The 22,560-nt window shown below is 40.2% G+C and carries 21 protein-coding genes; 5 read left to right on the top strand and 16 right to left on the bottom strand.

From position 1 onward, the window contains the following. Positions 1–127: 127 nt before the first annotated feature. Complete coding sequence (locus ACFVS1_RS08260) at positions 128–538, bottom strand: hypothetical protein (RefSeq protein ID WP_387546321.1); 411 nt, start codon at positions 536–538, stop codon at positions 128–130. 218 nt (positions 539–756) lie between these two features. Next, positions 757–1,659: an AEC family transporter gene (locus ACFVS1_RS08255; RefSeq protein WP_387546319.1), complete on the bottom strand. Its 903-nt coding sequence runs from the start codon at positions 1,657–1,659 to the stop codon at positions 757–759. A gap of 256 nt (positions 1,660–1,915) precedes the next feature. Here ACFVS1_RS08255 and ACFVS1_RS08250 point away from each other — a divergent pair, with 256 nt between their 5' ends. The 3 genes from ACFVS1_RS08250 to ACFVS1_RS08240 all read left to right on the top strand — a co-directional run bounded on the left by ACFVS1_RS08250 (position 1,916) and on the right by ACFVS1_RS08240 (position 5,360). Beyond that, positions 1,916–2,368, top strand: coding sequence for a nucleoside deaminase (locus tag ACFVS1_RS08250; RefSeq protein WP_352923727.1), 453 nt, complete (start codon positions 1,916–1,918; stop codon positions 2,366–2,368). A gap of 31 nt (positions 2,369–2,399) precedes the next feature. Next, positions 2,400–4,151: an adenine deaminase gene (ade, locus tag ACFVS1_RS08245; RefSeq protein WP_387546317.1), complete on the top strand. Its 1,752-nt coding sequence runs from the start codon at positions 2,400–2,402 to the stop codon at positions 4,149–4,151. A 150-nt stretch (positions 4,152–4,301) separates the two neighbouring features. Then, entirely contained in the window at positions 4,302–5,360 is a 1,059-nt protein-coding gene (locus tag ACFVS1_RS08240) for a lactonase family protein (protein ID WP_352923091.1), read from the top strand. A 58-nt stretch (positions 5,361–5,418) separates the two neighbouring features. Here the strand turns inward: ACFVS1_RS08240 and ACFVS1_RS08235 are convergent, their stop codons facing one another. The 5 genes from ACFVS1_RS08235 to ACFVS1_RS08215 all read right to left on the bottom strand — a co-directional run bounded on the left by ACFVS1_RS08235 (position 5,419) and on the right by ACFVS1_RS08215 (position 10,847). Beyond that, complete coding sequence (locus ACFVS1_RS08235) at positions 5,419–6,216, bottom strand: endonuclease I family protein (protein WP_387546315.1); 798 nt, start codon at positions 6,214–6,216, stop codon at positions 5,419–5,421. Positions 6,217–6,310: 94 nt separating this feature from the next. Beyond that, positions 6,311–6,925: an NUDIX hydrolase gene (locus ACFVS1_RS08230; protein ID WP_352923087.1), complete on the bottom strand. Its 615-nt coding sequence runs from the start codon at positions 6,923–6,925 to the stop codon at positions 6,311–6,313. 285 nt (positions 6,926–7,210) lie between these two features. Further along, positions 7,211–8,551, bottom strand: coding sequence for an aspartate aminotransferase family protein (locus tag ACFVS1_RS08225; RefSeq protein WP_387546313.1), 1,341 nt, complete (start codon positions 8,549–8,551; stop codon positions 7,211–7,213). A gap of 71 nt (positions 8,552–8,622) precedes the next feature. Further along, complete coding sequence (locus ACFVS1_RS08220) at positions 8,623–10,080, bottom strand: CoA-acylating methylmalonate-semialdehyde dehydrogenase (RefSeq protein WP_387546311.1); 1,458 nt, start codon at positions 10,078–10,080, stop codon at positions 8,623–8,625. A gap of 218 nt (positions 10,081–10,298) precedes the next feature. Then, complete coding sequence (locus ACFVS1_RS08215) at positions 10,299–10,847, bottom strand: GNAT family N-acetyltransferase (protein WP_352923080.1); 549 nt, start codon at positions 10,845–10,847, stop codon at positions 10,299–10,301. Positions 10,848–10,968: 121 nt separating this feature from the next. On the opposite strand from ACFVS1_RS08215, the gene ACFVS1_RS08210 reads away from it, so the two are divergent. Together ACFVS1_RS08210 and ACFVS1_RS08205 are read left to right on the top strand one after the other, a co-directional pair. Continuing rightward, positions 10,969–11,925, top strand: a complete 957-nt coding sequence (locus ACFVS1_RS08210) for a D-2-hydroxyacid dehydrogenase (protein ID WP_387546308.1) — start codon at positions 10,969–10,971, stop codon at positions 11,923–11,925. Between the two features lie 184 nt (positions 11,926–12,109). Continuing rightward, positions 12,110–12,310, top strand: coding sequence for a cold-shock protein (locus tag ACFVS1_RS08205; RefSeq protein ID WP_029714163.1), 201 nt, complete (start codon positions 12,110–12,112; stop codon positions 12,308–12,310). Between the two features lie 219 nt (positions 12,311–12,529). Here the strand turns inward: ACFVS1_RS08205 and ACFVS1_RS08200 are convergent, their stop codons facing one another. The 9 genes from ACFVS1_RS08200 to ACFVS1_RS08160 form a co-directional block, all read right to left on the bottom strand. Next, the gene (locus ACFVS1_RS08200; protein ID WP_352923075.1) at positions 12,530–13,384 is read right to left on the bottom strand and encodes a crotonase/enoyl-CoA hydratase family protein; all 855 of its coding nucleotides are present in this window, start codon (positions 13,382–13,384) and stop codon (positions 12,530–12,532) included. Between the two features lie 219 nt (positions 13,385–13,603). Beyond that, the gene (locus tag ACFVS1_RS08195; protein ID WP_352923073.1) at positions 13,604–14,596 is read right to left on the bottom strand and encodes an ABC transporter ATP-binding protein; all 993 of its coding nucleotides are present in this window, start codon (positions 14,594–14,596) and stop codon (positions 13,604–13,606) included. 13 nt (positions 14,597–14,609) lie between these two features. Continuing rightward, positions 14,610–15,626 (bottom strand): ABC transporter ATP-binding protein, encoded by a 1,017-nt coding sequence (locus ACFVS1_RS08190; RefSeq protein WP_387546305.1) that lies wholly within the window; start codon positions 15,624–15,626, stop codon positions 14,610–14,612. Between the two features lie 49 nt (positions 15,627–15,675). Continuing rightward, positions 15,676–16,605, bottom strand: coding sequence for an ABC transporter permease (locus tag ACFVS1_RS08185; protein ID WP_053535169.1), 930 nt, complete (start codon positions 16,603–16,605; stop codon positions 15,676–15,678). After that, positions 16,605–17,534, bottom strand: coding sequence for an ABC transporter permease (locus ACFVS1_RS08180; protein ID WP_352923068.1), 930 nt, complete (start codon positions 17,532–17,534; stop codon positions 16,605–16,607). Before ACFVS1_RS08180 ends, ACFVS1_RS08185 begins: the two co-directional genes overlap by 1 nt. Before the next feature lie 133 nt (positions 17,535–17,667). Then, the gene (locus tag ACFVS1_RS08175; protein ID WP_352923066.1) at positions 17,668–19,302 is read right to left on the bottom strand and encodes a peptide ABC transporter substrate-binding protein; all 1,635 of its coding nucleotides are present in this window, start codon (positions 19,300–19,302) and stop codon (positions 17,668–17,670) included. 705 nt (positions 19,303–20,007) lie between these two features. Continuing rightward, complete coding sequence (locus tag ACFVS1_RS08170; RefSeq protein WP_352923064.1) at positions 20,008–20,442, bottom strand: DMT family transporter; 435 nt, start codon at positions 20,440–20,442, stop codon at positions 20,008–20,010. A 154-nt stretch (positions 20,443–20,596) separates the two neighbouring features. Next, positions 20,597–21,175 (bottom strand): GNAT family N-acetyltransferase, encoded by a 579-nt coding sequence (locus ACFVS1_RS08165; RefSeq protein ID WP_352923061.1) that lies wholly within the window; start codon positions 21,173–21,175, stop codon positions 20,597–20,599. A gap of 64 nt (positions 21,176–21,239) precedes the next feature. After that, complete coding sequence (locus ACFVS1_RS08160; RefSeq protein ID WP_387546300.1) at positions 21,240–22,472, bottom strand: NAD(P)/FAD-dependent oxidoreductase; 1,233 nt, start codon at positions 22,470–22,472, stop codon at positions 21,240–21,242. Between the last annotated feature and the right edge of the window lie 88 nt (positions 22,473–22,560).

Here is a 22,560-nt window from a genome sequence, read left to right as displayed (position 1 = left end):
TATATTTCATAAAACAGATAAATCTAAACTGATATCCCTTTAAAAAATTCCCTCTTTTTACATTTATTTCCCGAAAGCTTCATAGGCTCTTAAAAATACAAAAAGACAGCAACTGCTGTCTTTTTCATCATTCCTTTATCGCGTCTTCAAATGGCGCTGAATATAAACCCCTTGGCGCCAGCATATCCGTATCCGATTCACGGATTTCCCCGCCGTGAGCATATGGACCTGCTGGAAAAAAATCAAACAAATCACTTTCCTTATGAATGATCAAGAAATAATCGTATAAATCATCCATAAGTTCTTGATGTTCAGCTATTTTCACGATTTCACCACATTCATCAAGTTCAAAATTTTCATTTATCGCATCCTGAAGTTCCTCATTATTTGAATACGTGATATAAAAATCGACATCACCGCACTCCATGCATAGCAAGAGTTTTTCTTCAAGTGACTCTTCATAGGTTTTCAGAACGATTCCCTTTAAAATGGCATCAATCTTTCCAGTATTAGTCAGTTCAATTTTAGTCTGGAACACAAAACCCCTCCAATCAAATACAGGCATTAAAAAAAGTAAACGCCAGTTTAACAAGCTTGCTCTTTAAATCTAAATGAAAATTTTTGGACTCCCAAACCCAAGTCCGCGAGGTCAAGAGTAATTACATATAGTCTGCCAGTATTCCTCTTTTAATTGGCCAGGATTCCTCCGCTTCTTGTATATAATTAGTTTGCCCTCATAATTAGAATGATAATCTCCTATAATACAAAGAAAAAGATGATTGGAAGCGTAATCAGGCTTAATGATGTACTAATGAACGTAGCACTTGATACGAATTCAGGCTCCGTGTTGAATTGGAGCGCATACATCGTAGTGTTGGCTGCCGTTGGCATGGCAGCTACGATGATCATGATATGCCTGACCATATCACCCACTGGCAAGGCAAGAGATAACAGGAAGGCAATGGCCGGTGACACGGCAAGTTTAAGGAGCAGCGAAACTGATAGCTTCCGATAGGCTATTTTTTTCAGCGAAATGTTGGCCAGCTGCATTCCCAGTGTAATCATTATTGTTGGGATCGCTGCATTTGCAACAAGGTTAACAGCTTCCATAACCGAATCGCTTAAAGGTATGTTAACAAACTGAAATACTGTACCGGCAATAGCTCCATATACAATTGGCATTCGGAATACTGCTTTAATCGCTGTTTGAACTCCGTTACCTTCCGGACTTCCCTTTGCAGCGAAATAAATGCCGATCGTGCACATCACTAACTGCTGTCCCACCATAAGGATAATTGCATAATCGAGTCCTGCGGCTCCGAATAACAGGAAAATGACGGGTGTTCCATAGTTTCCGTTATTCATGAATGCCGATGCCAATATCATGCCGCTTGTCTCAGTGACTGTATAATTGCGGAAAAAAGATATGATGTAGACTACCAGTATAAGAGAAAGACAAAGTACTATCGTGAATAAGAAAAGGTAAAAATAATCAATCGTAAATTCTGCGGAATAAAAAGTTCGGAATACAAGAAAAGGTGACATTAAATATAATGCCATCGTGGAAATCGATTTTGTATCAAGTTTGAACTTTTTCTGACCGATAAACCCTAAAACAAAAATACCGAATATCGGTAAAAGAACTCCCAAAAACCCCATGCACTTCACCTTCATAATCCCAATGATTTTCTTTAACCATATCAGTTTTATTATTATTTGTAAAAATTCTTTTAACCATTTTGATTACACGTCATATATTCTAACACAAACTGATTTTTCTTTATTTTCAGAAAATAATATTCCATTTCCCTATGCATATGGTATATTGTTTATTATATTTACGTTATATAACTTAACATCAATACTTTTGGTTATTACTAATAAGAAGGAGTGTTTTTTAGTGGATGTAAAATTCATGGAGATGGCTGTTCAGCTTGCATATGAAAATGTATTGGCAAAGAACGGAGGACCTTTTGGTGCGATAATCGTAAAAGACGGCAAAGTCGTAGGCAGAGGATGTAACAATGTGACAACAGCCAACGATCCTACAGCTCACGCCGAAGTACAGGCGATTCGTGATGCATGCAGGAATCTCGACAGCTTCCAGCTTACGGATTGTGAAATATACACTAGCTGCGAACCTTGCCCCATGTGCATCGGTGCCATTTATTGGGCACGTCCAAAAGCCATTTATTACGCATGTACTAAAGAAGACGCTGCAAATATTGGCTTTGATGATCACTTTATATATCAAGAACTTGCCCTGCCAATGGAAAATCGGACAATGAAAATGAAACAATTGTCTTTTAATGACCACGATTTACCATTCCGAACATGGGAAACCAATATTGAAAAAGTGAAATATTAACCGCTTATATTTTGCCAAAGGGGTTACGAATATGCAAAAAGACTTGCTTAAAAGGAGAATAGACGTTGCAACAGGAAGAACATCAGCAGATTGCGTCATTAAAAACGGGAAAATCATAGATGTTTTCAATGGTGATATTTATACAGGCGACATAGCGATCGTCGATGGTTTCTTTGCTGGAATAGGGTGTTATGAAGGTATTTCGGAAATCGATGCTGCAGGAAAATTCGTATGCCCTTCATTCATTGATGGCCATGTCCATATTGAATCATCGATGGTCAGGCCTTCTGAACTCGCAAAAATCCTCCTATTACACGGAGTGACCTGCATCGTTGCAGATCCTCATGAAATTGCCAATGTTTCTGGCAAAAAGGGCATGGAATATATGATTGAACAATCCGATCAACTTCCTTTTGACTTTTACTTCATGATGCCCTCTTGTGTACCTGCTACGGAGTTTGAACATTCTGGTGCTGTCTTAAGAAGTGAAGATTTAATTTCATTTTATCAAAACACGAGAGTGCTTGGTTTAGCCGAAGTCATGAATTTCCCGGCTGTTTCACATACGGATGAGGATATGCTGCAAAAAATATACGATGCAAATAGACTAGGTAAAAGCATCGATGGCCATGCAGCTGGATTATCCGAACAACAGCTCGATGTTTATATGAGTGCAGGCATTAAAACGGATCATGAATGCACTACAGCGGAAGAAGCAAAAGAAAGACTGCGTAAAGGAATGTATCTTATGATCAGGGAAGGCACGGTTGCCAAAGACTTAATAAACCTGGTTCCAGTTATTAATGAGAAGAACTCCCGCCGTTGTTTATTCGTAACCGATGACCGGCACCTAGATGATATTGTATCTGAGGGAAGTATCGATCACAACGTTCGACTTTCCATAGAATCAGGTGTCCCGCCCATTACAGCCATTCAAATGGCGACCATTAATGCAGCAGAATGCTTTGGTTTAAAAGAACATGGTGCAATTGCACCTGGATACAAGGCTGACTTCCTTCTATTGGATAATCTTGATTCAGTCATCATCCACTCGGTCTTTAAAGATGGAAAGCCTATCGTTCAAAATAATCGTTTGCTTAATTTTCCAACTGATGAGAATCAAGTTATTGACGACGGGTTGAAGCACTCTGTTCAATTTCATGAAATAACCAGAAATGATTTGGCGATTTCTTTAAAAAATGAGTTTGCTAATATTATTGAGATAACTCCAAACAGCTTGATTACAAAGCATACGATTGAACCGGTCACACTTAATCATGATGGTCTGTTCCAGTTCTCCGAACATGTTGATCATCTAAAACTTGCTGTTATTGAAAGACATCATCTGACCAAACAATTAGGTCTTGGAATCGTCAAAGGGCTCGGGTTGAAATCAGGTGCAATTGCCACGACAGTAGCCCATGATTCACATAATTTAATCATTGCCGGAACGAATGATCAGGATATGCTGTTGGCGGCTAAGGAAATCAAAAAAATGCAGGGTGGATTGACCGTAATCCAAAATGGGGAAATTCTCGCTTCCCTTCCCCTTCCAATAGCTGGATTGATGAGTGAATGCAGTTATATGGATGTGGTTCATTCATTGAAAAAAATTGATGAAGCCCTATTGAAACTCGGTGCTTACAGGCATTTCAACCCATTTCTTACACTTGCATTCTTGGCGTTACCTGTCATTCCTGAAATTAAACTGACGGATCAGGGTTTATTTTCGGTATCTGAGTTTAGGCATATTCCTATTCAAGCCTCAAAGCCAGTCGATTAAATTTGACCCCTTAATCGGGGTTTTTTCTTTGCCCCCAAAAACTTTTTAAAGAAAAAGGTTCCAACTCAACATAAAACGGGAAAAGGATATAATGGGTATCATCTATGGTAAAATAAAAATAAACACAAATCTTTCTTGGAGGAGATAAATATGGCAAAACATGATCAACAGAATATCATTGGATACATAGGCACTTACACAAAAGGAAACAGCGAAGGTATTTACCGCTTTACTTTAGATACAGCAGCAGGAAAACTCAGCACTCCGGTTCTTGCAGCAGAATTAACCGATCCGACTTATGTCGCCATCAGCCAGGACAAAAAGAATCTATACGCCATTTTAAAAGAAGCGGGCAGCGGTGGAGTTTCAGCCTATTCGATCAATGAAGAATCAGGTGATCTTACCTTTTTGGGCAAACAACTGACACCTAATGGCTCTTCCTGTCATATAAGTGTCGACAGCAAGAAACAGGTCTTGGTCACTTCCAGTTATGGAGAAGGCGTGATTGAATCATATCCGCTTCATGAAGATGCGACCCCTTTGCCTGTATCATCCACTGTTCAACTTGAAGGTCAAGGACCGAATGAAGAACGTCAGGAAAAAGCACACACTCACTTCGCTGGTTTCACACCGGATGAAAGTTTCATTGCTGTAGTCGACCTCGGAATAGATAAAGTATTAACCTATAAAATAAATAATGGGGTTTTGGAAGAAGTAAACAGCTTATCTGTTGCTCCCGGTAGCGGACCACGGCATTTAACCTTCCACCCAAATGGAAAATTTGCGTATGTCATGGCAGAACTTGTACCGGAAGTCATTGTTTTGAGCTTCGATAGTCAAACTGGAAGTTTTTCTGAATTACAAACGGTTCGCACCGTCCCGGAAGATTTCAAGGAAAATAACCAAGGAAGCGCCATTCATATTTCTGATGACGGGCAATTCATATATGCCGCAAACCGCGGACATGATAGTATTGCCGTTTACCAAATCAATCAAGAAACAGGCAAACTGGCATTCGTGGAACTGGTTTCTACCGAAGGTCATTGGCCACGTGATTTTTCATTGGATCCTAGCGGAAAATTCCTGATCGCTTCTAATGAACAATCAGGAAACCTGACACTATATGCACGGAATGAACATGACGGAAAATTAACATTATTGCAAAAGGATGTTCATGTTCCCTTCCCTGTTTGCGTGAAATTCTTATAATCAAAAAAGAGGATTGAAGCCTGTACCTCAGCTTCAATCCTCTTTTTTATATTATTCTTCAATTCCATTTCCCCGCCATTTCGGGAAAATCTATATATGGGTTACGATTACCTTGCATTTCATGTATAGCCTGGTTTCTATGTTTTTCATAAGTGCTGACGGGAAAAAGCCGATGCCATTCCAAAAGCAGTGCCAGGTCGATTTTGCCGCTATCGATGATTCCCTCATATCTAAGTAAAAAATACAAAGTTGCCCTCGCCACGATCCCTTTTCCGTATTCAGGCTCGAATTTACTTTCATCTGATTTCCCGCAACCCGCTTTTATGCCGGCAGCCGTTCTCTCAGGGATATAATCCTCAAAATCATGGTAAGGATAGTTACTCCGGCTGCTATTACACGTTGGTTCACAGGCGAACAGATGATGCAAATCCCCCCTCATCGGTTCTTTTTTATCGAACCATGATTGAGGTACTACATGTTCACAATTAACGAGAATGTTCTCAGAATTTATTGATTCAATACCTCTTGACAGCACTTCCAGTATACGGATGTCTTCCTCAATCACTTGTACAGGATCCATCCCTTTACCGGAATACAGACTTTTCAGCTGGCCATTTTCCTGTAAGTCCACCCATGGGTAAACATGACGATGTGGTGAATAGTTCAGCTGGTTTTTATGTGTTGCCACAAGCAGGCCCTTCAATCCTTCCCGGTCCAAGGAACCATCTTTGTAGTATGAAAGCTTAAGTTCTTGATCTTTGGTTTCATCATAGTATTCGCGGTTTTCATTGAAGTTGACTAGTGCAGCCATTGCCATTTCCCGTTCTTTTTCAAGTACTTCAAAACTATACTTCATCCACTCATCCCCCCGCTTCTATTAAAAACCTAACTTTTACCATAATTAAAGCTTAATAGAAATAGACCGAAAAAAAAAGGTGCTTTAGAAGTGTCTAACGAAGAATTTCAATAAAATGGGTAAGGATTTTTGCCGTCATTCCCCAGATTACCCGCCCCTTATATAAATAAAAATATTCTTCCATCTGTTTCGGCTGCCATTTATAATTCTCCCCGCCAACGACTAAATCGTGGGGGAAGTTTTCATGTGGTTCCACTTTATATTCCACATGGTAAATTTCTGGCGGCTTTTCCATGAAAAAGGATAGCGGGACCGTAAAAACGGTTTCAACCTCAGCTGGATTAGGCATGATCCGTTGATGGTTACGAACAAACCCTGCATAAGGATAGACGATCATCCCAAATGGAGATACCAAATAATCGATAGGAAAGACATTATCGATATCTTCTTTTCTCAAATTAAGTTCCTCATATGTTTCCCTTAGGGCCGCCGCCTGTTCATCATGGTCCAGCTTGTCTATTTTCCCGCCCGGAAAACAAATATCCCCCGGCTGCCTCCTCAGTTTGTGTGAACGTTCTTCGAAAAGAACATGAATTCCATCTTCTTTCTCTAGAAGCGGTACCAATACAGCATACTTTGAAAAATTCCCACTCCCTAAAATTTCAGGGATATGTAATGTTAGTTTTTTTGTTATATCTTCATTATTCATGTCCCTCACCTCTTCTGCCGGTTAATATTGAGTTTCTACCACTCCTTATCATTCCATTTTCGAACATCTGCTATAACTAAGCAAGGAAAACGATTCCAAAATTTTGCCTAAATTTCTACTGGATTCCTTTTCCTCTTATTTTTCCTTGATCATAGACAAAAGCACCGTTCAAAGTTCTGAACGGTGCTAAAACTAAACGCATCAGTACCCTTTAAAAAGCATAGTATGTGTATCAACAAGTACAAGCGCATAATTAATTTAATATTCAGTTTTTTATCCTTATTTTCATAGTTCAGCTAGCGTTCGCTTTACCGTCGTTATGATGAATGAAAAATCCTCTTCAGTTATACTAAGTGGGGGTGCAAGAGTCAGGACATTATTGAAACCTGCTACTGTATCACCATTTTTACCTATGATCAGCCCCTTTTCTTTGCATGATGCAATCACTTTATTGATTTTGGAAAGTTCGATCGGTTGTTTCGTCAGTTTATCTTCCACTAGTTCAATGCCTACCAATAAACCTTTCCCACGTACATCCCCAACATTGGGATGAGATTTGATTTCTTCAAACTCTTGCAGAAAGCGTTGACCTAATTCCGTAGACCGTTCTATGAGTTTTTCATTTTCATATATTTCAATATTCTTCAAAGCAAGGGCACAGGCAGCCGGATTGCCGCCAAATGTATTTACATGTCGAAAGCGGTCATAATCGTCTGAGCCAATATACGCTTCATAAATTTCACGTTTGACTGCTGTAGCGGATAATGGCAGGTAAGCGCTCGTGATTCCTTTAGCCATTGTTACGATGTCTGGTTTTACATCATAGTTCATAAATCCGAATTTCTTACCAGTACGGCCAAACCCGCAAATGACCTCATCCGAAATGAGAAGGACACCATTTTTCTCACAAATTTCCTTGACACGTTTCATATAACCATCTGGCGGCATCAAAATCCCGCCCCCCGTGATGATTGGTTCCATGATGACCGCAGCCACCGTTTCGCTCAACTCCCATGTAATGGTACGTTCAATTTCCGCTGCACTTTTTTCACCGCTTTCATCCTCTGGATTTCGGTAAGAATCAGGCGGTGATACATGAAGAAATCCTGGGGCGAGTGGTTCATATTTATATTTTCGCTGCGCCTGCCCGGTAGCTGACAGGGCGCCCATTGAATTACCATGATAGCCGCGATAACGGGAAATGAATTTATAACGTCCATGATCACCTTTTTGCTGATGATACTGCCGCGCAATTTTAAAAGCAGCCTCATTCGCTTCTGAACCGCTGTTAGAGAAGAAAATCACATAATCCCCACCAAGCCATTCATTTAATTTCTCTGCTAGCTTAATGGCCGGGATGTGACTATTCGTTAAAGGGGCATAAGGAAGTTCCTTCAACTGCTCGTAAGCTGCTTCAGCCAGTTCCGTGCGGCCATAACCTACGTTGACACACCATAAACCTGACATCCCGTCCAGGAAACGGTTCCCGTCAACATCCGTTATCCATGCTCCTTGCCCGCTTTTAATCACCATTGCTCCAGGGCTGGATTCAGCCCCTTTCATATGATGCCAAACATATTTACCATCCATCGCTTTAAGATCCTGACCCTGTTTTTCAACCTGCATAAGCTACACTCCTCCTAAAAAGATGTATAAAGGAAGGCCGACCACAATTTGAGCCGACCCCCTTTTTCCTATCAATATCTTGCTGTTAACATTTTCTTTCTAGTGTAAAATTCAACTCCGTCTTTGCCGTTAGCATGAAGGTCTCCATAAAACGAACTTTTATAGCCGGAGAATGGAAAGAATGCCATTGGTGCGGGTACCCCAAGGTTAATCCCAAGCATCCCTGCATCAATTTCTTCGCGAAATTCACGGATGGCTTTTGCACTATCCGTATAGAGGCAGGCACCATTGGCAAATTCGGATTTATTGGTCAATTCGATTGCTTCTTCAAGGGTATTAACCCGAACTATGGATAAGACAGGGGCAAAAATTTCATCACTCCATATTTTCATATTTGGTTTCACATGATCAAATAATGTCGGTCCAACGTAATAGCCATTTTCCTGATCGCCTTCATTCCTGCCATCACGAAGAAGGACAGCTCCTTCTTTTTCCCCGATTTCAATATATTGTTCTGTTCTCTTTTTATGAGTATCACGGATCACTGGTCCCAGGAAAACGTCCTTATCCATTCCATTTCCAATCTTGATATCATCCGCTGCAGCCTTTAATCTCTCAACTAGCGAATCTCCCACTTCTCCCACCGCAACAACCACTGACGCAGCCATGCAGCGCTCGCCTGCAGATCCGAAAGCGGCATTCGTAATGTTCGTTACCGCATTATCCAAATCCGCATCAGGCATGACGATTGAATGATTTTTCGCTCCTGATAAAGCCTGGACACGTTTTTTATTGGCAGCTGCCGTTTTGTATACATACTCTGCGACAGGCTGGGATCCAACAAATGATACCGCTTTAATGTCTTCATGTTCCAATATCCCATTCACGACATCGTGGGCACCGTGGACAATATTGACAACACCATCCGGAACACCGGCTTCTGTCAATAATTCCACCAGACGGTTGGCTAATAGCGGTGTCCGTTCTGAAGGTTTTAAAATAAACGTATTTCCACAAGCTATTGCCAGCGGGAACATCCAACATGGCACCATCATCGGGAAATTAAACGGTGTAATCCCGGCAACGACACCCATTGGATAACGATACATGCCAGATTCAATACCTGGGGAAATATCAGGAAGCTGGCTGCCCATCATTAAGGTAGGCGCACCTGCTGCGAACTCCACACATTCAATCCCACGCTGAACCTCACCATATGCTTCTGTATAGCTTTTTCCATTTTCGATTGTGACCAGCTTTGCAAGCTCATCCCAGTGTTCTATCAATAATTGCTGATAACGGAATAAGAAGCGGGCTCTTTTTGGAACGGCGACCTTTTTCCATTCTTTATACGCCTTTTTAGCAACCTGCACCGCTTGGTTTACATCTTCCTTTGTTGAAAGGGGAACGATCGCCAAAGCTTCTCCTGTTGCCGGATTAGGCACTTGTTCATGCTTCGATGTTGTGGAATCCACCCATTTGCCACCGATATAATTTTTCAGCGTTTTTACTTCATTTATTACTGCCATTAAAGAAACCCTCCATTTCAACACGATTTTATAGTTTCATTATATTTTTCAAACGGACTTTTTACATTAGACGTTTTGTATAGTTTTTGATTCAATATTTGCACATATTGTTTGTTTTTTATTTTCCCATATTCATAGTAATCTTGAACAGAAGTTCACGCTTTCAAAATCGATGTATTTTTCCTTATTTCTTCTTTAATCAGCAGACTCAAAGGCCATCATTTTATAATGGAATATAGCTTTAAGTCTTCATGCTTTCCCTTAACAAACATTCCTTTTCTTATGATTCCCTCAAATGACATACCAGCCTTTTGCATGACCCGCTCTGAACCCAAATTTTCAACGAAGCACTTTGCTTGTATGCGAACCAGGTTCATATTTTCAAAGCCAAAGGCGATTATCTTTTGCGCTGCCTCTGTCATCAAGCCACTCCCCCAATATTCGGGAGCAAGCACATACCCGATTTCTGCACTATGATGACCAACCTGCCATGAAACAAAATCAATCGTACCAATCAACTTACCACTTTCCTTGTGTTCTATGCCCCATGGGGCGATTTTCTTATCCTCATAATTTTGCAGGATAAATCTGATAAAATCTTTTGTATCACTTAGGGAACGATGAGCTTCCCATGTGACGTAACGGGATACTTCACTGTTGGATGCATAAGCGAACATGTCTTCAGCATCATTCATGGTGACTTTCCTCATGACCAAACGGTTTGAGTCTATATTAGGCAGCTGTCCATATATGTCTTTCACGTTCATGAATACACCCCATTCCATTGATTATTAGTATTATAGCAAGATTGTTAAACAATCGCTTTCCCAATTGAAAGATTTTCGAAACTTACGTATAATTCAGAAAAATAGATACAGGAGGTTAGTTATGCCAAAAAGGAAACTCATAATAAGCCAAAATTTGAATGAGCTCTTATTACAGAAAATTAAAGAATTGGTTCCCGGGTGGACGGTTATCACCGGAAGATCTCCTGAAATATGGAGAGATCATATAGCCGATGCTGAAGTGATCGCAGGCTGGAAGGCGGAAATGTCTGTATCCATTGACGAAAGCAAAGTAAAATGGATACAGACATGGAGCGCTGGAGTGAATGCATTACCCCTGGAAAATTTAGAACAAAAGAATGTTCAGATTACAACTGCAAACGGTGTTCATGCGTATCCCATTTCAGAGACTATTTTTGCGTTAATGCTTGCCTTAACAAGAAAAGTAGATACATATATTAAGCAACAGCAAACAAAGACTTGGCATCACGCATATATGAAGCAGGAAATTCATGAAAAGACCATCGGAATCATCGGTGTCGGAAAAATCGGAAAGGAAACCGCAAAAATTGCCAAGGCTTTTGGCATGACCGTATTAGGAATGCGACATTCCGATAAATCAGAAGAATTCGTCGATGAGATGTTCACACAAGAACATTTGAATGATCTTCTTCCTAGATGTGATTATATTGTCGTGACATTACCTTTGACTCCCAAAACAAAGAACATGTTCGGGAAAAAGGAATTCAACTTAATGAAGCGCTCCGCTTTTTTCATTAATATAGGAAGGGGAAATCTCGTCATTCAAAACGAATTGGTTCAAGCGCTTATGGACAAAGAAATTGCGGGTGCTGGACTTGATGTGTTTGAAACCGAGCCACTTCCAGAGAATAGCCAATTATGGGAGTTGGACAATGTAATCATCACGCCGCACACATCCGGAAATACGGAATTTTACGACCAAAGGCTCATTCATGATATTTTCATGCCGAATTTAAAGAACTATTTAAATGGTAAAAAACCTTCAACGAATTTACTTGATTACAAAAAAGGGTATTAAGAATTGTTCATTGAATGAGTATATAAATAATCTTCCCATGTTAGCTTGCAGATTCCGACATTATCTGTTATATTTAAAAAGAATTATTTTTGTTCGGGAAGATTGATTAGTGAAAAACTTTTCGTCTAATGATTGAGCAAGGGTAGTAACACAATGTGTGGATTCACACTAGGAGGCAACAACAATGGAACAAGGTAAAGTAAAATGGTTTAACGCAGAAAAAGGATTTGGCTTCATCGAACGCGAAAACGGAGACGATGTATTCGTACATTTCTCAGCTATCCAAAGCGAAGGATTCAAATCATTAGACGAAGGTCAAGAAGTTACTTTTGAAGTTGAGCAAGGTCAACGTGGACCCCAAGCTACTAACGTTCAAAAAGCATAATTTTAAATACAATATATAACGGACCCTACTTGTAGGGTCTGTTTTTTTTGATTAAAAAAGTATTCATAAAAAAACCCTATTCACGGGGAATAGGGAACATGAAACAAGTTTAGTAAATGGTAAACCCAGTATAACACACTAAGAATAGAATCCCTAATTTATCCGAAAAGTAAAAATTATCACGCACTTCCCCTTGTTTCCCTAGCCCATTCCATCCAATCATTTCTTATCCACTTCATATGTTCGATCCGTTCCCCAAGGATAGAACGGAGGCATGTCAGAACTGCTTTTCATCTTGAAATCAGCTTTCCTTTTTTCGAGGAAAGCTTCGATCCCTTCTTGTGCATCCGCTTGTTTTCCGGTCCAATGAATCATTTTCGATTCTATTTTGTGTGATTCAACAGGATGGTTTGCACCGAGCATGGTCCACATTAATTGCCGGGATAACGTCACAGAAACGGAAGATGTATTTTCCGCAATATCTGTTGCAATTTCCATTGCAGCAGACATCAATTCGTTTGGCTCGACGATTTTGTTTACCAACCTTCCCTCATATGCTTCACTGGCCGAAATCATCCTGCCGGTAAAAATCCATTCGGAAGCTTTGCCCATTCCGACAAGCCTGGGTAAGAACCAGCCGCTGCATGCTTCCATCGTTATCCCCCGCCTCGCAAATACAAAACCCATTTTTGCATCTGTTGAAGCGATTCTAATGTCCATGGGCAACGTCATTGTGATCCCAATCCCGACTGCCGCTCCATTAATGGCCGCTATCATAGGTTTCTTCATCTCAAAAATCCGTAATGACAACATTCCCCCTGCATCGCGATATTCAACCAGAGGAGTGTGATCCATAAAGGTTTCTGCACCTTTTTCCAAGTCCATTCCAGCACAAAATGCATCCCCTGCGCCAGTTAAAATGACGGCTCGTACGTCATCATTTTCATCCGCTTCATTAAAAGCGTGAATCATTTCCTCACACATCTTTTCATTGAAAGCGTTCATTCTCTCAGGACGATTCAGAGTAACAATCATGACACGATCGACGATTTCACTAGTTATCGTGGAATACAATAACAGTCCCTCCTTCTCTCACAAATTGAAACATTCAACCGATTTTTAGTTTTTACATATAATTACATATTAAATGTTTTATTTCCAGATTCCTAGTTATTTGTTTTGACATACTGATAAAAATTTTTCGTCTCCAAGATAATCGCTTCTACTCAAAAAAATATCTTACATAAAACGTGTAACAAAAAGACCAGTTGCAAACGCAACTGGTTTTTTTTTTCACCAATATAAATGACAAGCAACGTAATGCCCTGGTTTTTGTTCTTTCCATTCAGGTACAGCACTGGAGCATATCTCCATCGCTTTAGGGCAGCGTGTCCGGAATACACAGCCGCTCGGCGGATTGATGGGACTTGGTACATCGCCTTTAAGTACAATTCTTTCCCGTTTAATAGTCGGGTCTGGTATCGGCACTGCAGAAAGCAAGGCCTGTGTGTAAGGGTGAAGCGGGTCTTTCGTTAAAGAATCACTATCTGAAAGTTCCATCATTCTTCCAAGGTACATGACTAAAATTCGATCTGATATATATTTGACCATCGATAAATCATGCGCGATGAATAAATATGTCAGTCCCATTTCTTTTTGCAGCTCTTTTAATAAGTTGACCACTTGAGCCTGTATCGAAACATCCAAGGCAGAAATTGGTTCATCACAAACAATGAATTTAGGATTTAATGCCAACGCCCTTGCAATTCCAATCCGCTGGCGTTGTCCACCACTGAATTCATGCGGAAAACGAGTGATATGTTCGGGACTTAAACCAACCAGCTTTAACAGGTCTTCCACCCGTTTTCTTCGCTCTTTACCTTTGGAAATCCCATGAATGGCAAGTGGTTCCCCTATCAATTCCTCCACCTTCATCCTTGGATTCAAGGATGCGTAGGGATCTTGGAAAATCATTTGTATTTCACGGCGGATATGGGACATTTCCCCAGGTTTGTAATCGAAAATATTTTTCCCCTGAAAAAGAACTTCTCCATCTGTCGGTTCATATAATCGAGTGATTGTACGACCTGCAGTCGACTTACCACAACCGCTCTCCCCAACAAGTCCGACAGTTTCCCCTGGATAGATTTTGAGATCCAAACCATCTACCGCTTTCAGCGATTGAGAACCGATAGGAAAATGCTTCTTCAGATTCTTTATTTCAACAAGAGGAGAATTTTCGTTGTCTGTCTTTTCTTTTACGGGCTTATTTTTCAGTGAAACCATTGTTTCTCCTCCTTTATACATTAGTAGGTGCTTGTTGTACCTGTGCTGCCTTGGCCATCGGGTGGTGCAGCCAGCATGCAGCTGTTTGACCTTCTTCCACTACTTCAAGCTCCGGATCATGGTCTTTGCACACTTTCATTGCTGATTCACATCTTGGGTAAAATGGGCATCCTTTTGGCGGGTCCAATAAATCCGGTGGTGATCCGATAATCGGAACCAACGGAGCCGTTTTTTCCATATCCAGCCTTGGCACCGTTTTAAGCAGACCTCTTGTATATGGATGCTGCGGGTTTGAAAATATAGCCTCTACCGTACCCGTCTCGACAACTTTGCCTGCATACATGACGACTACCCGTTCACAGGTTTCCGCAACCACACCTAAATCATGAGTGATTAAAATGATGGAAGTATCCATTCTACGTTGGATATCTTTCATCAGTTCCAAAATTTGCGCTTGTATCGTTACATCCAATGCAGTTGTAGGTTCATCGGCAATTAGTAATTTCGGTTCGCAAGCAAGGGCCATCGCTATCATGGCCCTTTGGCGCATACCACCTGAAAACTCATGCGGATATTGCTGCATCCTTTTTTCAGGCTGTGGAATACCTACTAGTTTCAGTGTTTCCAACGCCCGTTCGTATGCGTCATTTCGGGACATGTTATTATTATGCTTTAAAATGCCTTCCATGATCTGGCTGCCGATTTTTGTCGTTGGATTGAGCGAAGTCATCGGATCCTGGAAAATCATGCTGATTTCATTTCCGCGAATCTTCTGCATTTCCTTTTCACTCATTTTAAGAAGGTCTTTACCGCCAAAGTTTATCGACCCTTTTCCATACTCTGCTGGAGGTGTTTCCAGTAATCTCATGATAGATTTCGCTGTAACACTTTTGCCGCAACCGGACTCCCCAACGATGGCAACGGCTTCCCCTTTTTTCACGCCAAAGTTCACACCGCGAACCGCTTGCACTTTTCCTGCATAAGTATGGAAGGTGATTTGTAAATCGTTGACTTCTAATAGGTTCTCCATCATCGTCCCTCCTATTCTAGTAATATCAAATCGTTATGTTAGGACTCATTTATTTCCGTAGTTTTGGATCCAGGGCATCCTGCAATCCGTCACCAGCCACATTGAACGCGAACATGGTTAAGGAAATCAAAATTGCCGGGATTAAAAGTTGATAGAAATTCCCTACCAGAATGCTACCCAGTGCATCACTTGTCAGTGTTCCCCAGCTTGCCTGAGGTGCCGGCACTCCCAGTCCCAAAAAGCTTAGTGTCGCTTCGGCAAAAATAGCAGTAGGTACAGTCAACGTTAAATTGACTAGGATCGGTCCCATTGTATTTGGAATCATGTGTTTTCTTAAAGTCCAGCTCGTATTGGCTCCGGATATTGTTGCAGCATGGATATATTCATTCTCTTTCAGTTGTAAAACCTGTCCACGTACCAGTCGCGCCATCGGAATCCACCCCGTAATCGACATCGCAATGATGATCGGCAGAATACCAGGTTTTAATACGACCATCATTAAGATAACCATCAATAGGTATGGGATCGCATAAATCACCTCGGCAAACCGCATCATGATATTATCCGTGCGTCCACCGCGAATGGCTGAAATTCCGCCATAAAGGACACCAATTAAAAAGTCGATTAACGCTGCCATCAGTCCAATGAACAAGGATATCCTCGCACCATACCAAGCTCGCGTAAATAGATCTCTTCCTGATGAATCCGTTCCAAACCAATGCTCGCTATTTGGGCTTAGATTCTTTTTCTCGAAATCTTGTCCATAATAAGTATATCCGTTAATATACGGTCCAAAAATCGCCATCAAAACTAAGAGGATTATAAGAACAAATCCCGTCATCGCCAGCTTATTTTCTTTAAATCGACGCCAGACGTCAGACCAATATGAAACTGTAGGTCTTGCTATTTTTTCGGCTTCCTTAAAGTTGCCTTCGGCGGGTTGGAACATATCTTCGGTTAAATGCACTTTATCTGCCATTATTTCTTCTCCCCCGTCACTTTAATTCTAGGATCAATCAACGTATAGGCTATGTCAACGATGAATATCAATAGAATAAGCACCGCACTATACACAATTGTGGAACCAAGAATCACCGGGTAGTCCCTGTTGGATATTCCCTTTACGAACATATCTCCCATGCCCGGAATACCAAAAATACGTTCAATGATGAAGCTTCCTGTCACGATATTAGCCGTAAGGATGCCCAGAATCGTGATAATCGGCAATAACGCATTCCGAATCGCATGTTTGATTATGACACCGCTCCGTTTCAATCCTTTGGCTTTTGCTGTCAAAATGTAATCCTGCCCCATTACTTCAAGCATGCTTGTCCGCATCAGTCTCGCGATGAAAGCAAGCGGCATCATCGAAAGGGCAATGGATGGTAATATGGTATGCTGCCATGTCGTCCATGTAGCAACAGGGAAAATATTCCATTTAATCGCAAAATAATTGATTAAAATAGTCGCCAAGATAAAGTTAGGAACAGAGATCCCTACGATGGCAATGACCATTGATAAATAGTCGGGCCATTTATTTCTTTTCAGTGATGCCACGACACCCAAAATGAGCCCAAAGAAGATGGCAATCACCAATGCTTGTGCCCCTAAGTGCAAGGACACCGGAAACCCCTTCAAAATGTAATCATTCACGGAAATGGATGAGGATTTCAATGAAGGACCAAAATCAAATTGAACGACTTCCAATAAATAATTCCCATATTGGGTCAACAACGGCTTGTCCAAGCCATAGTGGACTTGAAGGTTTTCATAAACAGCAGGAGGCATGGCTCCTTCTTTTGCAAATGGATTTCCCGGAATCGTATGCATTATGATGAACGTTAATGTAATAACAGCCCATAAAGTAATAATCGCCCATTTAAAACGGTTTAATGTATATCTCAACATGGTAATCACCCCAATCATCGATTTTCTAAGGAGTTGAAAACGGAAATGAATTCATGAAATATTCAAATTCGCAATTGAAAAATGGGGTATGTCCTTAATCGGACATACCTCCCATTTCACTTTTAACCTTCTATTATTTTTTATCCGCGTAAATAAAGTTCGGATAAGCGTTAATTGGAGCATAAACTCCAGTAACATTCGATTTAACCATATATGGTTTTGTATAGAAGTAAACCGGAAGGATCGGCATTTCGTCAATCATGACTTTCTCTGCTTTATGCAAAGCATCCATACGTTCTTTTGGATCCATTGTAGATTTTGCTTCTTTTAATAAATTATCATATTCTTTGTTTGACCAACCTGCATCATTATAGGCGCCGTCCGTTTCCCAAAGCATGAATGTCATCGGGTCAACATAGTCACCAACCCATCCTGCACGGGAAATTTCAAAGTCACCAGCTTTTTCACGGTCAAGCTTAACTTGGAATTCTGCATTTTCAAGTGTCACTTCAACACCCAGGTTATCACGCCACATTCCTTGAACCGCTTCAGCAATTTTCTTGTGTGAATCTAAAGTGTTATACAAAATTGAAAACTCAGGTAATTCTTTCATGCCTTCTTCAGCAAGTCCTTCTTTTAACAATTTCTTAGCTTCGGCAACGTCTTCCTTAAATAGGTTACCTGTATTTTCCTGGAAATCTCCAGATGCATCAGGAATACCCGGAGGGACTACGCCGAAAGCAGGCTTTTGTCCGCCTTGAGCAACATTTTCGGTGATTTTTTGACGTTCGATAGCCATCGAAAGCGCTTTCCTTACTTTAGCATTATTGAAAGGTTTCACTTCTGTATTAAAGTTGTAATAGTAAACAGCAAGTTCTTTGCCCATTTTGAATTCTTTATCATCAGAATTGACCATTTGACCTTGAATATCCACTGGCAGTGGATAAGCGAGGTCCAATTCGCCACTCTGATACATTTGCCATGCTGTATTTTCATCTTCAATTAGAGCAAAGTTAACTGCATCCAATTTGATTTTATCTTTATCGTAGTAATTTTCGTTCTTTTCGATTTTCAGGCTTTCTTTATGTTTCCATTCCGTTAATTTGAACGGCCCGTTTGAAACGTGAGTTTTTGCATCCAAAGCCCATTTTGGATTTTCTTCTTGTACCTTTTTATCGATTGGATAGAAAGTATAGAAAGAAGTCAAGTCAAGGAAATACGGTGTAGGCTGTTCCAAAGTAACGACTAATGTATGTTCGTCTGTCGCTTTAACCCCTACGTCCTCTTCCTTCCCTTTCTTACTGTTGTATGCTTCTCCGCCTTTTAGATAATAAAGTTGGTAAGCATAATCAGCAGCCGTTTCCGGTTTCAAAGCATATTTCCAAGCATATTCGAAGTCACTGGCTGTAAGCGGATCTCCATTTGACCATTTCAAACCATCTTTCAATTTGAATGTCCAAGTTAATCCATCTTCACTTGTTTCCCATGATTCTGCGGAACCAGGTACGATTTTGCCTTCTTCCGTTTTCTTTGTCAGTCCCTCAAATGTATGTTCAAGGATCCATGATTCATGAGTACCTTGTGCATTTGCAGGGTGAAGCGAACCAGGTTCACTCGAATTGTTTACGTTTAATACTTTTGATCCGGATGAGTCACCCGAGCCTCCTTCTTTTTCATTCGAAGTTTCCTTCGAACCGCCATTGCATGCCGCAAGCATAAGCATGATGGCCATAAGAAGAGCAAGCACTGAAAATTTAGACTTTTTCAAAAAATATTCCCCCTCATCTTTAATCTTTCTTAGAATAATCCCATTTAAGAGATTATCCTTCTAACACCTATTAATCTTCCGTATAGTACAAATAATGTCAGCGAGGAAAGTTAGAAGCATTCATTGCAGGAATTCACCAAAAAACAACTAGCGAACCGTTTGCATAAATCTGTATCTCTAGCTATAAAAGCAATTAATGCAGTTTACTAGTTAAAAATCACCCTCTTTTCAACCTCGCTAAGGAAACTATACCTCGAATTAAAGATGTTGAATTTTAAGTATATTACGAATAAATCAAAAAATCAATAAACCAGTGAGTACTTTTTCACAATATAGTAATTAATAGCTAATCTATTCGATCTAGATACTAGGTAAATAGAAATGATCACCTAATTGTCGTAAAAAGGACTTCCGGCTTCCAGGTGTTTTTCCAAACACTTCAGAATCAGTATTCATATAGGTTCTCTCGTCTATTTATTTCTAAATATTCTAATTTTTTATAGTAGATGGGTTACTAAGACCACTTTCCTAGCAACCCATCCTTTCTCTTATAATATATTTTAGTAGGATAATGCATTACTTCATTAAAATATTGAGTTCTTTTTAATCAATCACCAAATATTGGGTAATAATTATAGGAGAATAGAAATATCGCTTCATTCTCCCCTATATGTACCCGTCGTTTCAATCAAAAATGACCATTACTCATTTATGATTAAATAAATATAATGACACGAAAAGTAAACATATGCCTGCCATCTTTTTCGCGTCCAAAGGGATGCGTACCCCTCCAAATAAACCGAAATGGTCAATGACAGCCCCAATCAGTATCTGGCCTGCGATAACCCCGACTAATGCAGGTGCCACTCCGATTTGAGGGACAACCAATATGATAACAATGACATAAATAGCCCCTAATAGTCCGCCTATCAATTGCCATTTTGGTACAGACGCGACCGCCGAAATATTTCCATTTCCTGCAAACAAAACAATAAATAATAAAGCAAGTGTCCCGATTCCAAACGAAATGAAGGAAGCTTCAATGACCCCCACCTTTTTCCCTAATCCACCGTTGATTTGTCCTTGTATGGCAATAGTGATTCCGCCTAGGACCGCAAGCAACGGAAATAATATCTTCACAATGATTTTGCTCCTTTTTATGTCCATCCGGACTGATTAATGAATCCGCATTCCATTTTAACATGAAAAATATATATATTGTCCTTTACTGTGATAAAATCATCTGCAAATAAAAAAACTGGCACTTGGGCCAGCTGCAATCTTCTATATTAAACTAAAACCTATTTGATCCCTGAACACTTTGTTGCCGTAACTGGCAATACTCTGTGCTTAACAAGGAAAATACCAGGGCATCATGCGATTGTTCACGAAGAAATAGATAACTTCGGAGGCTGCCTTCCTCTTTGAATCCAAATTTCTTCAATAGATTTTGGGATGCAATATTATCCTTGAAAGTTAAAGCGGCGATTCTGTTTAGTCTCAATTCTTCAAAGCAATAACGCAATACTTCGTTGACAGCTTCAGACGTAAAGTGTTTCCTCCAATATTCAGGATGGATTTCATATCCGATTTCGGCGCGTTTATTGGCTAGGCTCAATTGACTCAGGCCAACGGTACCGATGAATTTGCCTGAATCTTTTAAAATGACTCCCCATCGCATCCCACGTTTGTTTATATAAGCACTTTTAAACGAGTCGATTAAGCGGCGGGCATCTTCTACTAGAGTTAAACTTTCTATCCCATCATTTTTGGTCACTTCATCTTTAGAGAGGATTTCAAACAGACTTTCAGCATGATGGTGACCTATTTCGATTAAACGCAGCCTTTCTGTTTCCAATTCCTTAAACCACATTGAAGAATCCCTCCGTATATTCAGTTGTCTACTTAATTCGATTCATGAAGAAGAGATACCTGTCTTAATGGACAATACTTTTTGAAAAATTCCTTTCCTTAACGTACAATGCCGAGTCCACATGCCCTCCCTTTGTAATCAAATCCCTGATGATTTGCGAAAGGATGACACTGTAAACCGTCCCATTACCGCCATAACCCAATAAGAAGTAGCAATTAGGATGATCAGGATACATTCCTATTGTCGGTAAACCATCATGGGTCTCACCAAAAAAAGCTCCCCAATAATAATCAGCCGTAATCCGATTCTCTAATTCTGGAAACAAATGGACAAGCTCCTTTAATAAGGTATCTCTTTTGTTCAAAATCATTGAATCCCTCTTATCCAGAGACCCAGTCGATTCATCAAGACCGCCGATGATAATTCGATTGTCAGGAGTTTTTCTTGCGTATAAATAGGGCCGTGCCGTTTCCCAGATCATCATATTATCATGCCATTTAGCTTGATCGGCTATTTGATTGGTTGCTATGGCATATGAACTGAGAATCACTGCATTTTTATCCTTCACTTCTTCTTGGGCTTCATAACCAGTTGCGAAGATGACCGTCTGTGCATGTACCGTATGACCCGTTTCGGTAAATAACTGGGTTTGATTCTCTTTTAATATCTTTCCATTGATTTTTGTTTTTGCAAAGACACGTACGCCTTTCGAAACTGCCTTTTCAATCAATAAATGTGCATGTTTATAAGGATTGATTTCAGCATCATTATCTGTAACCAGCGCACCTGCTTTCGGAAACGAAAATTTCCGGTTAATCTCTTTTTCTGTATAATATTCAACAGGAAAATTGCGGGTTTTAAGATTTCTATATTCTTCTTTAAGCTTAGAAACATCCATGGGATTGGATGCATAGTACAAGCTTTTTCTAATTTTAAAATCCGGATTTTCCTTTAAACTTGGAACAACCTCTTTCTCAAGTGTCCGAATGGCGTCCAAACAAAGCTGAACATGCCGTGTCCCAGCTTCCTCTCCAAAACTATGAATGAGGGAAGTTAATGTTTTATCATTTGAAAACTGTAAAAGTCCAGTATTCGCAACCGTACTTCCTTCACTTATATCCCGTTTATCGATCAGGACGACATTCAGACCAGTCTCTGCCAAAAAATAGGCACAGTGTGCCCCTGATGAACCGCTCCCTACTATACAAACATCACATGAAAGATCTTCCTCCAACATGGGATATTTTCTCGCTTCAAATGTATCTTTCCAAAACACTTTCCCTGCCTTTAAATCCATACAAACTCCACCCTTGGGATAATTTATTAGTTTCATCCTTTTTAGTTCCATATAACTATATCGTTTTGATGTATTTGTTATTTACCCT

Origin of the sequence: Peribacillus sp. NPDC058075 (assembly GCF_042885195.1) — a bacterium.
Taxonomy (GTDB): domain Bacteria; phylum Bacillota; class Bacilli; order Bacillales; family DSM-1321; genus Peribacillus.
The sequence above is the reverse complement of the archived record's forward strand: the minus strand, read 5'-3'. Positions and strand labels throughout refer to the sequence as shown.

Excerpts from the sequence above, each read along its gene's own strand:
- ACFVS1_RS08230 (WP_352923087.1), bottom strand. The coding sequence starts at position 6,925 with ATGAATAATGAAGATATAACAAAAAAACTAACATTACATATCCCTGAA.
- ACFVS1_RS08255 (WP_387546319.1), bottom strand. The coding sequence starts at position 1,659 with ATGGGGTTTTTGGGAGTTCTTTTACCGATATTCGGTATTTTTGTTTTA.
- ACFVS1_RS08180 (WP_352923068.1), bottom strand. The coding sequence starts at position 17,534 with ATGTTGAGATATACATTAAACCGTTTTAAATGGGCGATTATTACTTTA.
- ACFVS1_RS08190 (WP_387546305.1), bottom strand. The coding sequence starts at position 15,626 with ATGGAGAACCTATTAGAAGTCAACGATTTACAAATCACCTTCCATACT.
- ACFVS1_RS08235 (WP_387546315.1), bottom strand. The coding sequence starts at position 6,216 with ATGAAGTATAGTTTTGAAGTACTTGAAAAAGAACGGGAAATGGCAATG.
- ade (WP_387546317.1), top strand. The coding sequence starts at position 2,400 with ATGCAAAAAGACTTGCTTAAAAGGAGAATAGACGTTGCAACAGGAAGA.
- ACFVS1_RS08205 (WP_029714163.1), top strand. The coding sequence starts at position 12,110 with ATGGAACAAGGTAAAGTAAAATGGTTTAACGCAGAAAAAGGATTTGGC.
- ACFVS1_RS08215 (WP_352923080.1), bottom strand. The coding sequence starts at position 10,847 with ATGAACGTGAAAGACATATATGGACAGCTGCCTAATATAGACTCAAAC.
- ACFVS1_RS08250 (WP_352923727.1), top strand. The coding sequence starts at position 1,916 with ATGGAGATGGCTGTTCAGCTTGCATATGAAAATGTATTGGCAAAGAAC.
- ACFVS1_RS08240 (WP_352923091.1), top strand. The coding sequence starts at position 4,302 with ATGGCAAAACATGATCAACAGAATATCATTGGATACATAGGCACTTAC.
- ACFVS1_RS08220 (WP_387546311.1), bottom strand. The coding sequence starts at position 10,080 with ATGGCAGTAATAAATGAAGTAAAAACGCTGAAAAATTATATCGGTGGC.
- ACFVS1_RS08195 (WP_352923073.1), bottom strand. The coding sequence starts at position 14,596 with ATGGTTTCACTGAAAAATAAGCCCGTAAAAGAAAAGACAGACAACGAA.
- ACFVS1_RS08210 (WP_387546308.1), top strand. The coding sequence starts at position 10,969 with ATGCCAAAAAGGAAACTCATAATAAGCCAAAATTTGAATGAGCTCTTA.
- ACFVS1_RS08185 (WP_053535169.1), bottom strand. The coding sequence starts at position 16,605 with ATGGCAGATAAAGTGCATTTAACCGAAGATATGTTCCAACCCGCCGAA.
- ACFVS1_RS08160 (WP_387546300.1), bottom strand. The coding sequence starts at position 22,472 with ATGGATTTAAAGGCAGGGAAAGTGTTTTGGAAAGATACATTTGAAGCG.
- ACFVS1_RS08225 (WP_387546313.1), bottom strand. The coding sequence starts at position 8,551 with ATGCAGGTTGAAAAACAGGGTCAGGATCTTAAAGCGATGGATGGTAAA.
- ACFVS1_RS08165 (WP_352923061.1), bottom strand. The coding sequence starts at position 21,175 with ATGTGGTTTAAGGAATTGGAAACAGAAAGGCTGCGTTTAATCGAAATA.